Source organism: Ruegeria sp. BB5 (genome assembly GCF_056539405.1).
On record NZ_JBQFUX010000004.1, the window covers coordinates 26333 to 38912 of the forward strand.

The window sequence follows — 12580 nt, forward strand, 5'->3', positions numbered from 1 at the left end:
TCAGCCTTTCGCTTTCAGGCGCAGCCCGGTCTTTTTCAGAATGCGCGTGGAATAGAGGATGTCTTTGGCCCGACAGGCATCGCCGAGAATGGCGGTGATCTCGGCGCGCTTTTCTTCGACCTCGTCACGGTCCGCGCCGTGAACCATGGCAAACAAATTGTAAGGCCAGTCGGGCAGGGCGCGGGGGCGTTCATAGCAGTGGGTGACAAAGGGCAGCGCGCCGATCTGGGTGCCCAGTTCAGTCACACGGTCGTTTTGCACATCCCACACGGTCATGCCGTTCGAGGTCATGCCCAGTTTGTAGTGATTAGGAGCAGCGGCAATGCGACGGATAACGCCGCGCGATTTCAGTTCGGCCAGGCGGAACAGCAACGCGTCTTCGTCGATGCCAAGACGCTCGGCCACCCGCGCATAGGGCGCGGGCACTAGGGGCAGGCCGCCTTGCAGCGCCTCGATAATCTCTCTGTCTTTTGCGTCGATCATGCCGCTACCCGGAAGCCGATGAAGAATTCCTGCAATTTGGGGAAACGGAGAACCTCGATCCCCGTTTCCCGTTCGATCGCATCAGCGGTGGCCTCGATCCCCTCGGGCGTTTCGGTGGCCAGTACGAACCACATGTTCAGCCGGTGCGTACGTTCATAATTATGGGCAACCTCCGCGTGCGCATTGACTTTGGTCAGGACGGTTTCGAAATTTTCGACCGGCACCGCCATGGCGCACAGACAGAACGCACCCCCCATGGCGGCCGCGTCGAAAAACGGACCGAAGCGGGTGATGATGCGTTCCTCTTTCATGCGGCTGAGGCGGTGCAGCAATTCGCTTTCCGGAATGCCAAGTTCGGTGGCAATCGCGGCATAGGGATGAGGGATCAACGGCAGGTCGTCCTGCATTCGGTTCAGGATTGCACGGTCGGTTTCGTCCAGTCTCATGCGGCGGCCTCTTTCGGTTGGATCAATGCGCCGGTCTGTTTGAAACAGCGGGTCGAAAACAAAACTTTGTGGCGCGCACCGGCCAGTTCCGGCAGTGCAACGGCGCCGGACAGAACTTCTTGCGCCTCGCTGCGCGAGCGGGCGTGAATCATGGAATACAGGCGGTAAGGCCAGACGTCTTCGACCGGGTTACGTTCATAGCACAGGGTCACGCCGGGATGTGCGGCCAGCGCCGGGCCGGCGGTGTCGATCTGACTGGCGGGCATGTCCCAAACCACCATCGCATTGGCCGACCAACCCAGCGCCCGGTGACGTACGATGACGCCGAGGCGCGAGATGATGCCGGCATCGTGCAGCGCCTTGATCCGCGCCAGAACCTCGGGCGTGGATCGGTTCATTGATCGGGCCAGCGCGGTATAGGGTTCCGCGACCAGTTCTAGGCCGGAACTGAGCGCCTGTAGCAGAGCGCGGTCGCCGTCCCGCATGGCCGAGCGATCCACCTTGCGGGGGCCAGGCACATTGCGGGAATTGCCCGACATTCGAAAACCAAGATCGACATTGAATGGGCGTACCAGCCGCAGGTCCAGTACCCGCAGCCCGGTACGTCGGGCGATCCGGGCCAGGGTATCGTTCACATGCACCCGGTCCGGCCCGGTGGCAACGAACCACAGGTTCCACGTATCCTCGCGCTGGTAATTGTGGTTCACTCCGGGTTCTGCGTCGATCAGGGCGGCGATTTCTTCCAACTGTTCCTCGGGGGCGGCAACGGCGGCCAGGGTGCTGGCCGATACTGCCCCCGGTGCAATCGTCGCACCCACCCGCGTGATCCGACCGGTTGCACGCATCCGGGTCAGGCGATCGATGACCTCGGCCTCGTCCAGACCCAACGCTGCGCCAAGTACCTCAAACGGATGGTCGGTTATGGGAAAATCGCGCTGAAACTCGTCCAGCAAGCGACAGTCGATCGGGTCAGTGATGTGATCCATCGTCTCAAAGCCCCGTTCTGTGCGCACGTGCCGTAAAGAAGATGCCTGATGGGCTGTCCGCTTCAATCTCGCGCAGCTTTTCAAAGGTTTGCGTGTCGTAAACCATGACCTTGTTGGCATCGCGCACGCTGATCCAGACCTCGTGCCCACGCGGGGTGAATTCCATATGCAGTACGGCTGGACCGGGTTTGAATTCGTGGATGATGTCCTTGGTGACGCTGTCGATCACTTGAATCGTATCGTTCAGCGGATGGGCGAAATTCACCCAGACTTGCCGCCCGTCGGGCCGGGCCATGGCAAAGACCGGCTGACCGTGGGTCTGTGTGCGTCCGGTTTCGGTCAAAGTGTCGGCATCGATCCAAAGAACCTCGTGATGGCCCACGGCGGGGAGAACGAATTCGCGGCCTGTCAGCGCCCAACCTTCCAGGTGGGGCATCTTGTAGACAGGCATTTCTTCTTGCCCGCGCCCGTAATCCGGTAGGACGCGGATCGGTTCCGGGGCCTCGGCCCAGAGATCCAGCGCGGTCAGCCCGTCCTCGCCAAAAAGGCCAGTGATATAGGTGCGGCCATTGGCGGTGATCAGCGCGTCATAGGGGTTTTTGCCCATATCGGGGATCTTGGTGATCTCGGGCGTGCCTGTCGCGAAATCGGCAATCCAGGTTTCGCCAGAGTCCCACATGGTGAAGACGAACCTGCGGCCCGGCGCGTCGACCAGACCGATTGTTTTGCTACCCGTTGGGATATCTGCGACCAACTCAAGCGTATTGGTGTCGAACACACGGACGCCGCCGGGTTCGTAGTTCGACACGGCGACTAGCTGTCCGTCGTCTGAAATTGCGCCACCAATTGCGTTACCGGCCTGTACGACGCGGTTCACGATCTGTCGGGTGACGATATCGACTTTGGTCAGCCCGCCATCGCGCCCGAACACATAAGCAAAGCGTTCGTCGGGCGAATAGACCAGCGAGGCATGGGACAGATCGCCCAGCCCTTCGATCCGCGCCAGCGCGGCCCGGTCGGATTGATCTACCAACAGGACCGAACCCTTGGCGCGTTCGATCACAAGACCCAGATCACCGGTGGCGGTTGGTTCAGCATGCGCCGAGGTCATCATCAGGGTGGCGGCAAGGCCAAGAATAAGCTGTTTCATTGTGCCTCCTGTTGCAGCAGGTAACGGGCGATCCATTCGGCCTCTTCCTCGGTAATAAGGGGGCGCCAGGGGGGCATTGCCGTGTCGGGAATCCCATCGAGAATGACGCCGGTCAACACGTCCGGATCATAGTGTTGCAGCGTTTGGGACCGAAGATCGGGACCAAGGCCACCCTTCAGCGACAGCCCATGGCACGACCCGCAATCCTGATGGACAAGCCGTCTCAGGGCGTCGGGGTTCAAGGTGTCGGCGGCAAATGCCGAGGTGGCGATCACAACCGCGCCGGCCAGCAGAACCGAAGTCAACGGTTGGCTGCTCTGCCTGCCAGGCGCAACAGTCCGGTGACCTAGCCTAGCCATGCGCTTGTTCCATCAATTCGGCCACCGAACGTTCGGCATACAGCGAAACCACCTGTCCGATGATGAACAAAGTGGGTGCCTCAAGTGCAGCGCTGCGCACGTCGGTGGCCAGCCTGTCCAACCGGGACACGATGCGACGTTCGGCCCGTGTGGTGGCTTTGCTGACAGCCAGCACGGGGGTCGATCCGGGCAGGTTCTCGGTCATCAGCCCCATGGCGATTTGGCCAATGTTGGCTACGCCCATGTAGACCACCAACGTCGAGTCGGGATCGGCCAACCGCTTCCAATCCAGGTCCAGCACCTTGTCTTCCTGCCGGTGGCCAGTGACATATTGGACCGAGGTTGCCAGCCCGCGATGGGTCAGCGGCACGCCGGTCGAACAGGATGCCCCCTGCGCGGCCGTGATGCCGGGTGCGTACTCGACCGTGACGCCATGGGCCACAAGATACGCCGCTTCTTCCGAGCCACGGCCAAAGATCATCGGGTCGCCGCCTTTCAGCCGTGCAACGGTGTGACCGGCGCGGGCCTCTTCCAACAGAATCTCATTGATGCGATCTTGCGGTACGGTATGGCATTTGGGGGCCTTGCCGACCGGAATCAGCCGCGCCTTTTCGGCATGCAGGGCAAGGATGTCGTCCGAAACCAGCCGGTCATAGACGACCACGTCGGCCTCTTGCAGCATGCGCAAGGCACGCAGGGTCATGAGTTCGGGGTCGCCGGGGCCGGCGCCAATCAGAAAAACCTTACCGCTCATGTGCAAACTCGCTTGGTCTGAATGTCTTCCGAGCCCGGGTTTGCCTGCGAAAAGGGACGTTGCTGGGCGAACCGGGCGTGTCATGAGAACAGGTTGGCGGATTCTGCGCGTGGCTTCCTTGACTAAAGTTAAGGAGCGCGGGATTTGCGCCCGCGCTCCTTTGACTTGCCTGTATTTTTTGCCTCGGCTCAGGGTTCTACGGTGATCATTCCGATCATGTTCTGCGTTTCCCAATGCGGCCCGCACAGGTATTCCTGCGGGCCTGGAGTAAGGAATGTCAGATCAACGGATTCCTCGGGGAACAAACGGTCGCTTTCGGGTTCGCTGCCGTCTTTCAGCAGCACACTGTGACTGGTGCGTTTGTCCACGTTCATCCAGCGCACTGTCGTTCCTGCTTTCACGGTCAACTGACCGGGGCAGAAATTGTATTTGTACATCAGCACCACTTCGGCGTCTTCGACGGCTGACGAAGGTTGCCCGAATAAGTCGACATAGCGTTGCTCAGCCTCGGCGCAAATCTCGGCGGTTTCATCCGCCAAGACGGGTGGGGCGAGAAGTAGAAGTGCAGGAAGAAGGCAGTAGGGTTTCATGATCCATCTCTCCTTTCCAAAAAAGGGCGGGGGCCGGGTTTTCCGGCCCCTATCCGTTATTGTTTGACCACGTTGATGTTGGCGCTTTCGTCGTCCAGCGCCAGGCTGGTGTTCAGCGTAACGTGGTGGAACCGCGCGGCGGCAAAGTCATCATGAATGGCAAAGCCCACCGTATAGGTCTGACCCGGTTCCAGCGGCACGTCGCCGGGCGCACCCGAGTTCAGTGGCCGCGAGAAGACGACGGTCCACACGCCACCGGACAGATTGGCCGAGGCGGCAATTTCTCCGTCATTGACCACGCGCTGTTCCAACAGATAACCGTTGGAGGCGCTGCCATCGGCATAGACGCGCATCAGGTCAAGATAGGTGCCATCGTCCAGGTATTGCTGGATCTGCGCTTCGGCCTCCAACTTGTCCCAGCCACCCAATGCCTTGCCGCGGCGACCTTTGACTTCGACCTCGGTCCGGCTTTCGCTGATGTATTTGGTCACTGTGTCCTGAGTGCTCAGGCGGCCTGCGATATCCCCATTGGCGGCAATCGCGTCAGCGCCCGGATCAAATGGCATATAGCTGTTGTCTGCGTGGCACGAGGCCCAGCAGCCTACCTGATCGCCCAACTCGATCCCGGTACCGGTGATCATCATTGCAACCTTGATCTGGTTGTCGGGGTCCATCTTGCCGCCATCGACGAAGGGGGCAGGGTTATGGCCTGCATCCGGCCATTGCATGCGGATATAAAGGTTCTCGTCATCATGCGCGGCCTGCACGGTCGCATCGATCACACCACGTTTGCCGGGGATCGGGGTTGGTTCCAGATCACCGCCCGCAACGATCTTGTTGCCGATCGTATCCAGTTCTTTGGCGTGACAGGTCGAGCATTGATCACCGCCCTTGGTCAGGGGACGGGCCCCGCCGTGGAACTTGCCGTTCTGCGCCCACTCAAACGAGGCTTGACCGGGGTAGAACAGTTTCAGATCGGCGCTTGCAACGGCATTCCAGTCGACGCTGCTGCCAACATCACTGCCGCCGCCTGCCGGTGCTGCGGCTTCTTCGCCATTTGCCTTGGCGCGTTCTTCGGCGACGGCTGCGTCTACGGCGGCCGCGATCTGTGCCTGAACGGCCTCTTGCTGGGCGGCTTTGGCTGCTTTTTCAGCCTCGGCTTCGGCAGCTTCCTTGGCTTCGATCTTCGCAAGGCTGGTCAGGTATTCCTGCGGGATTTCACGAATGAAGGCCGGGTTGGGTGCCTCAAGCTTTTCCAGATAGTCCTCATCGGCCCGATCACGGGCGTCCGAGTGGGCGATCCCCTTGTGACAATCGATACAGGTCTGGCCGATCTCCATCGCATTCAGGTGCTGCTGACGTGCGCGCGGTTTCTGGAACTCGGGCATCATCGATTCAAAATCGTGGCAGTTGCGGCATTCACGTGAGTCCGTGGATTTCATCCGCTCCCATTCATTCATCGCCAGATGTACGCGCTTGGCTTCAAACTTTTCGCGGGTGTTGATGGTGCCGACCAGCTTGCCATACAGCTCTTTGGACGCCTTGATCTTGCGGATCATCTTGTGGGTCCAGTCCTTGGGAACGTGGCAGTCGGAACAGACCGCGCCCACGCCAGACCGGTTCACGTCATGGATCGTGCCGGTGTATTCCTCATAGACGAAATCACGCATCTCGTGGCACGAGACACAGAATTCCTTTGTGTTGGTGGCTTCCATGGCGGTGTTGAACCCGCCCCAAAAGACGATGCCCGCGACAAAGGCCACGGCTATTCCGGCCACGGGCATTCCCCACAGGAAATACCGGCGCCAAATTGGTTTCTTTTTTTCCGGTTCGGAAGTCATATCCGGGCTCCGTTTGGCTTTCTTATCTGGCCTTGGGTGGCAGGCCGGTGGATTTGGCTGTTTGGTCAAACGAGGAAAGGGCGGGCGAGGGGCCCGCCCTTTCCGGTTTTGGTTGCGAACTCGTCAGGTGACGTGGTTCGAACGGTTGTAGACATTGAACTTGCCGGTCGGAGCATAAAGCCCTTCGATGCGGCCGATTTCTTCCAGCGTCTTGGCGTCGAAGATCACGATCTGACCGTTAGGTTCTTTCGAGTCCGACAGGTTCCACTTGGAAACCCAGACCTCGGTACCATCCGCGTTGAATTCGAAGTGAACAGCGGCGCTGCCTTCGTCTTCGGTGATCTGGATGGTTTTCACGATCTCGCCGGTCTCTTTCGAGATGACCTGCACCGATTGCTGAACTTCAGGTTCCGGGTGTTTGGTCTGGTCAGCCCAGATGTAGTCCGAATTCGGGTGCGTACGGACAAACAGGCCGGGGCCGTCGGTTTCCACTTCGTAGCAGATCTTCCAGGCATCATCCGGGCGGTTTTCGGGATCGTTACCCCAGACGGTCACGGTACCCACGCCAAGGTGTGTCGTACCAGCAACCGGGCCGCAATTGGGGTCGACCCAGTTGGCACCCGGGCCGGGGTGCGGCAACGCGGCTGTGTCGATCATCGCTTCCAGCTTGTGGGTTTCGGTATCGACAACCACCATCTTGTTCGACGCGTTCGCGGCGATCTGGAAGTATCGGCCTGTCGGATCAAAGAACCCGTCATGCAAGAACTTGGCGCTGTCGATCTTGTCGATCCGCAGGTTGTCCAGATCGGTATAATCGACCTGCCACAACTGCCCCAATTCCTTCACGGCAACGATCCAGGTGGGTTCGTTCGGAGTTGTGTAAATTGCGGCCACACGGGCCTCTTCCACGTAATCCCCGTCCACGTTCACACCGCGGGTTGATACGACCTTGACCGGTTCCATGGTCTGGGCGTCGACGATTGCGAAATGCGGCGGCCAATAGCCCCCACCGATGACGTATTTGCCGTCACCAGAAACGGCAACGTCGCGGGCGTCATAGGCAATCTTGACCTCGGAAACCAACATCTTGTCTGGCGTCTGCCAGAGGTCGATCTTAGTCATCTTGCCGTCACGGCCCATGGTGTACCAGAAACGCCCGGGCTGTTCTGGCTCTTCCAGTGCGTGGTGTTCAGATGCTTTCAGAACGTGAACGGCATAGCCGGTCGGGATGTGTGTCAGAACCTCTTTCGTGTCGCCGTCGATCACGGCCACCTTGCCTACATCGCGTTCGATGACAACAAAGAAGTTTTCCCAATTACGGCCATGCAGCGGCTCGGTTGGATAATCGGCTTCTTCGACATAGACCTTACGGGTCGCCATCATCTGTTCAAGTGACATTTCAGGCGGCTTTGGCGGCTCCATCATGATGTAGGTCGCCATGTCCTTTATTTCCTGCTCGGTCATGATGTCCGAGAAGTTGTTCATCCCGCCTTCGGTACCCCAGGCGATGATCTTTTCAAGCCGTTCCTGACCTAGTTTTAGGGTGCCGGATTCGGTTACGGTGCCATCGTCGTTTTTGGTTTTGACCATCGGTTCAAGACTTTTACCGGTGGCACCTTTACGTAGAACGCCGTGACAGCCTGCGCATTGCTCGAAATAAAGTTGTTTGGAGGATTCAAAGGCTTCCTCGCTAAGGGTTGGCTCTTCGGCGAAGGTTGGCGCAGCGACGCTGCCCAGCAGCATCGCCAAACCGACCCCAAAGGCGCGGCCAGTTTTGTTGTAGCTGATTCCAAGTGACATGATCACTCTCCATTTGCGTGGTGAGGCAGGTCCAAGGGTGAGACATCGCGCCCGACGGCTCCTTGACGAAAGTCAACGCCAGGGGCCCATTTCAAGGGTTCGGAAGGAAAAAATGGCGAAAAAACCGTCATAAAATCTGTGTTTTAGAGGCATGTTTTTCGTGAGGATTGATTTTTGTTAAGTCCGTTGCGCGGGTTGGCTGCTAGGGCTGAAAAAAACGGTTGAGGAGAGCAGCCATGCCCACAATCATCGCCCGCATTCTTGGTGAAGGATTTCGTGTTTTCTTTCTGTCTGCCGGTCTCTACGGCCTGTTTGTCGGCGTGGTCTGGGGGCTGTGGCTGACAGTGCCTTACATGGCGCCGGATTACGGTATGACGCCGCCGATGTGGCACGCGCATGAGATGATTTTCGGCTATGCGACGGCCGCGCTGGGCGGGTTCTTTCTGACCGCAGTACCGAACTGGACCGGCGCCCCCGAGGCGCGGGCGCACTTTATCACTCTGGCTGCCGGGCTGTGGTTGGCCGGTCGGATGGCCATGTGGTTTTCAGGTGTATTGCCGCCAGTTCTGGTCGCGGTGGTCGATCTGGCCTTTGTGCCGGTTCTGGGGGCCAAAATAGCTACGCAGCTGATCCGCCGTCCCAAGCCGCAGAACATGATTTTCCTGCTGTTGCTGAGCTTGATCTGGGTCGCGGACATGATGACACATCTGCAATGGATTGGGATCACTGAAGGTACTCTGCAAACTGGGCTGCGCGCGGGATTGTTGGCGTTGTGTGCGATGATCGCCATTTTGGGTGGTCGGATTACTCCGGCCTTTACCCGCAATGCCATGAAACGCGCTGGGGTCCCAGAGGCGGACTGGCCAGTTTCGGTCGCCTTGTTCGACAAGGCAGTCATGGTTCTGGCCCTGATCTTGCCGCTGGGTGTTCTGGTGCTGGGTGCAGGGCCGTTGGCCGGGGTTTTGGCGCTTGCCCTTGGGGTGGTTCAGATACTGCGCATGGCCAATTGGCGCAGCCGCTGGGCCGCCCGGCAGCCAATTTTGCTGGCGCTGCATTTGGGTCTAGGCATGTTGGCGATGGGGTTGATCTTGTGGGGACTGGCAGTGCTGGGTCTGGGCAATGAAATCGCCGCCCTGCACGTATTGGGCATAGGGTGTGTGGGCGGTATGACCCTGGCAGTCATGAGCCGCGCCGCGCTGGGTCACAGCGGCCGTGCACTAATCGCGCCCGCCCCGATGGTCGTGGCCTATGGTCTGATGGCGGTTGCTGCACTGTCACGCTGGATCGGGGCCGAGCTGAACGCAGGCTATATGGTGGCGATGCTGTTGTCGGACGGCCTGTGGGTCTGTGCCTTTGCGCTTTACCTGATCGCCATGTGGCCTGCGCTGACGGGCCCTCGTACGGGCCGGGAGGGATGATTTTCATTTACTTCCGCCAGCCTTGACTTTCGTTAAGGCCCTCCTGCGGCCCAGCCGCCATTCTGGCTAGACAAGCTAAACTGCGCAAAGGAGAGCGCAATGCGAGAAGTCATGACCAAGAGCATGGCTCGCAACATATTCTATGGCGGGTCCCTGTTCTTTATCCTAATATTTCTGGCCCTGTCGGCCCATTCCCACTGGTACATCGTGAATTCCGAGAATTCGGCAAAACTCGATGAAAGTGTGGTTCGGGGCAAGCACGTCTGGGAAAAACACGCGTGCATCAACTGTCACACGATCTTGGGTGAAGGGGCCTATTTCGCCCCCGAAGTCGGCAACGTGATGACACGTTGGGGTGTGCTGGACGACCCGGAATCAGCCTTTGAATCCCTCAAGGGCTGGATGGAGGCACAACCGACCGGCATTCCCGGTCGTCGGCAGATGCCCAATTTCAACCTCAGCGACGAAGAAATTCGCGACCTGACCAACTTCCTGATCTGGACGGACAATATCGACGCTCAGGACTGGCCGCCCAACGAGGCTGGCTGAGAAAGGGAACGGAGCAATGAAATACGAATCCCAAAAAATCGCCTACGCCTACTTTGCGGTGGCCATGGCCCTGTTCGTGATACAGGTTCTGGGTGGCCTTCTGGCTGGCCTGATCTATGTATCACCAAATTTCCTGAGCGAGCTTTTGCCGTTCAACATCGTGCGGATGCTGCACACCAATGCGCTGATCGTCTGGCTGATCCTGGGCTTCTTCGGCGCGGCCTACTTCCTGATCCCGGAAGAGGCTGAACGTGAAATCCATTCACCCAAGCTGGCCTATCTACAACTGATCATTCTGGTTGTGGGGACGTTGGGAGTGGTGCTGACCTATACCTTCAACCTGTTCGAAGGAAACTGGCTGCTGGGCAAAGAGGGGCGCGAGTTCCTTGAGCAACCCAAATGGGTCAAGGCCGGCATTGTCGTGGCCGCGCTGATCTTCCTTTACAACGTGTCGATGACCGTTCTGAAGGGCAAAAAGACCGCGATCACCAACATCCTCTTGTTGGGCTTGTGGGGTCTGGCGCTGTTGTTCCTGTTTGCCTTCTACAACCCCGGCAATCTGGCCTTGGACAAGCAATACTGGTGGTATGTTGTTCACTTGTGGGTCGAAGGTGTGTGGGAACTGATCATGGCCTCGATCCTGGCCTACCTGATGCTGAAGCTGACCGGTGTTGACCGCGAGGTGGTTGAGAAATGGCTGTATGTCATCGTCGCTGCAGCGCTGTTCTCGGGCATCCTTGGGACTGGTCACCACTACTACTGGATCGGTACGCCAGCGTATTGGCAGTGGATCGGTTCGATCTTCTCGAGCCTTGAGGTGATCCCGTTCTTTGCGATGATGGCCTTTGCCTTCGTCATGGTCTGGAAGGGCCGCCGGGACCACCCCAACAAGGCCGCGTTGCTGTGGTCGCTGGGCTGTGCCACACTGGCCTTCTTCGGTGCAGGTGTCTGGGGCTTCCTGCATACGCTGCACGGGGTGAACTATTACACCCACGGCACGCAGATTACCGCGGCCCACGGTCACCTGGCCTTTTACGGCGCCTATGTCTGCCTCAATCTGGCGATCTTCACCTATGCCATGCCGATCCTGAAAAACCGTGATCCGTATAATCAGGTGCTGAACATGGGTTCGTTCTGGCTGATGACCAGCGGTATGGTCTTCATGACCTTCGTGCTGACCTTCGGCGGAACCGTGCAGACGCACATGCAACGTGTGATCGGTGACTACTTCATGGACGTGCAGGATCAGATCGCGATCTTCTACTGGATGCGCTTTGGGTCTGGTGTAGTCGTGGTCCTTGGTGCGCTGCTGTTCGTCTACTCGATCTGGGTGCCCCGGAAAGAGGTCATCGAACCCGGCGCAGCCGAAACCCCTGCGGAGTAATGCAAATGGATGGCTCCATACAAATGGGAACGGGGGCGGCAAACGCCCCCTTCTACCTGCCCCAGGGCGATGAATGCGATGTGTTCACCGCCGCCCATAACAACGATCTGCCGGTTCTGCTGAAAGGGCCGACAGGTTGCGGCAAGACCCGCTTTGTGGCCCATATGGCCGCGCAGCTTGGCCGCCCGCTTTATACTGTCGCCTGCCATGATGATCTGGCCGCTGCCGACCTGATTGGCCGCTATTTGCTGAAAGGCGGGGAAACCGTCTGGGTCGATGGCCCGCTGACCCGCGCAGTGCGCGAAGGCGCAATCTGTTACCTGGATGAGGTGGTCGAGGCCCGCAAGGACGTGACCGTCGTGCTGCACCCTTTGACTGACGACCGGCGCATCCTGCCGATTGATCGCACCGGCGAAGAACTGGAAGCCGCGCCCGGCTTCATGCTGGTGGCATCCTACAATCCCGGCTACCAGAATATCCTGAAAACCCTGAAACCTTCGACCCGGCAGCGGTTCATTTCGCTGGAATTCGACTTTCCGTCGCCTGAGATGGAGGCCGAGGTTGTCGCCCAGGAAAGTGGCCTGGCGCTTGAGCGCTGCAAACCGCTGATCCGGTTGGCGAACAAACTGCGGGGGCTCAAGGGTCAGGATCTTGAGGAAGGCGTTTCTACCCGACTGGTTGTCTATGCTGCGACGCTGATCGCACAGGGTATGTCGACGGACCGCGCCATTCTTGCCGCAATGATCGAACCTCTGACTGATGACGAGGATATCAAACGCGGGCTCCTCGATCTTGTCACGGCTGTCTTTGGGTGAGGCCG

13 protein-coding genes are annotated in these 12580 nt (G+C 58.9%); 4 read left to right on the forward strand and 9 right to left on the reverse strand.

Annotation, left to right across the window (positions count from 1 at the left end; all coding sequences use genetic code 11):
- The 9 genes from ahbB (ACR0DL_RS11400) to ACR0DL_RS11440 form a co-directional block, all read right to left on the reverse strand.
- Window positions 1-483, reverse strand: a complete 483-nt coding sequence (gene ahbB / locus ACR0DL_RS11400; protein ID WP_170400006.1) for a siroheme decarboxylase subunit beta — start codon at window positions 481-483, stop codon at window positions 1-3.
- Window positions 480-929 (reverse strand): Lrp/AsnC family transcriptional regulator, encoded by a 450-nt coding sequence (locus ACR0DL_RS11405; RefSeq protein ID WP_170377198.1) that lies wholly within the window; start codon window positions 927-929, stop codon window positions 480-482. The genes ahbB (ACR0DL_RS11400) and ACR0DL_RS11405 overlap by 4 nt, the downstream gene beginning before the upstream one ends.
- Window positions 926-1915 (reverse strand): siroheme decarboxylase subunit beta, encoded by a 990-nt coding sequence (gene ahbB, locus ACR0DL_RS11410; protein ID WP_170411811.1) that lies wholly within the window; start codon window positions 1913-1915, stop codon window positions 926-928. The genes ACR0DL_RS11405 and ahbB (ACR0DL_RS11410) overlap by 4 nt, the downstream gene beginning before the upstream one ends.
- A 4-nt stretch (window positions 1916-1919) precedes the next feature.
- Entirely contained in the window at window positions 1920-3065 is a 1146-nt protein-coding gene (locus ACR0DL_RS11415; RefSeq protein WP_480689241.1) for a cytochrome D1 domain-containing protein, read from the reverse strand.
- Window positions 3062-3370 (reverse strand): c-type cytochrome, encoded by a 309-nt coding sequence (locus ACR0DL_RS11420; RefSeq protein WP_254428531.1) that lies wholly within the window; start codon window positions 3368-3370, stop codon window positions 3062-3064. The genes ACR0DL_RS11415 and ACR0DL_RS11420 overlap by 4 nt, the downstream gene beginning before the upstream one ends.
- Window positions 3371-3416: 46 nt before the next feature.
- Window positions 3417-4178 carry a uroporphyrinogen-III C-methyltransferase gene (gene cobA / locus ACR0DL_RS11425; RefSeq protein WP_425082366.1) on the reverse strand — a complete coding sequence of 254 codons (762 nt, stop codon included), beginning with the start codon at window positions 4176-4178 and terminating at the stop codon, window positions 3417-3419.
- Between the two features lie 188 nt (window positions 4179-4366).
- Complete coding sequence (locus ACR0DL_RS11430) at window positions 4367-4768, reverse strand: cupredoxin domain-containing protein (RefSeq protein ID WP_480663056.1); 402 nt, start codon at window positions 4766-4768, stop codon at window positions 4367-4369.
- 56 nt (window positions 4769-4824) lie between these two features.
- Window positions 4825-6609: a NapC/NirT family cytochrome c gene (locus ACR0DL_RS11435; protein ID WP_480689243.1), complete on the reverse strand. Its 1785-nt coding sequence runs from the start codon at window positions 6607-6609 to the stop codon at window positions 4825-4827.
- A gap of 123 nt (window positions 6610-6732) precedes the next feature.
- On the reverse strand, window positions 6733-8409 hold the full coding sequence (locus ACR0DL_RS11440; RefSeq protein WP_170377212.1) for a cytochrome D1 domain-containing protein: 1677 nt from the start codon (window positions 8407-8409) through the stop codon (window positions 6733-6735).
- Window positions 8410-8645: 236 nt separating this feature from the next.
- On the opposite strand from ACR0DL_RS11440, the gene ACR0DL_RS11445 reads away from it, so the two are divergent.
- From ACR0DL_RS11445 to ACR0DL_RS11460, 4 genes are all read left to right on the forward strand, one after another.
- Window positions 8646-9827 carry an NnrS family protein gene (locus tag ACR0DL_RS11445; protein WP_480689245.1) on the forward strand — a complete coding sequence of 394 codons (1182 nt, stop codon included), beginning with the start codon at window positions 8646-8648 and terminating at the stop codon, window positions 9825-9827.
- A gap of 99 nt (window positions 9828-9926) precedes the next feature.
- Window positions 9927-10376 carry a c-type cytochrome gene (locus ACR0DL_RS11450; protein WP_170350172.1) on the forward strand — a complete coding sequence of 150 codons (450 nt, stop codon included), beginning with the start codon at window positions 9927-9929 and terminating at the stop codon, window positions 10374-10376.
- A gap of 16 nt (window positions 10377-10392) precedes the next feature.
- A complete protein-coding gene (locus ACR0DL_RS11455) occupies window positions 10393-11760 on the forward strand; it encodes a cbb3-type cytochrome c oxidase subunit I (protein ID WP_170350173.1) in 1368 nt (455 codons plus the stop codon).
- A 5-nt stretch (window positions 11761-11765) separates the two neighbouring features.
- Window positions 11766-12575, forward strand: a complete 810-nt coding sequence (locus ACR0DL_RS11460; protein ID WP_480689247.1) for an AAA family ATPase — start codon at window positions 11766-11768, stop codon at window positions 12573-12575.
- Window positions 12576-12580: the final 5 nt, after the last annotated feature.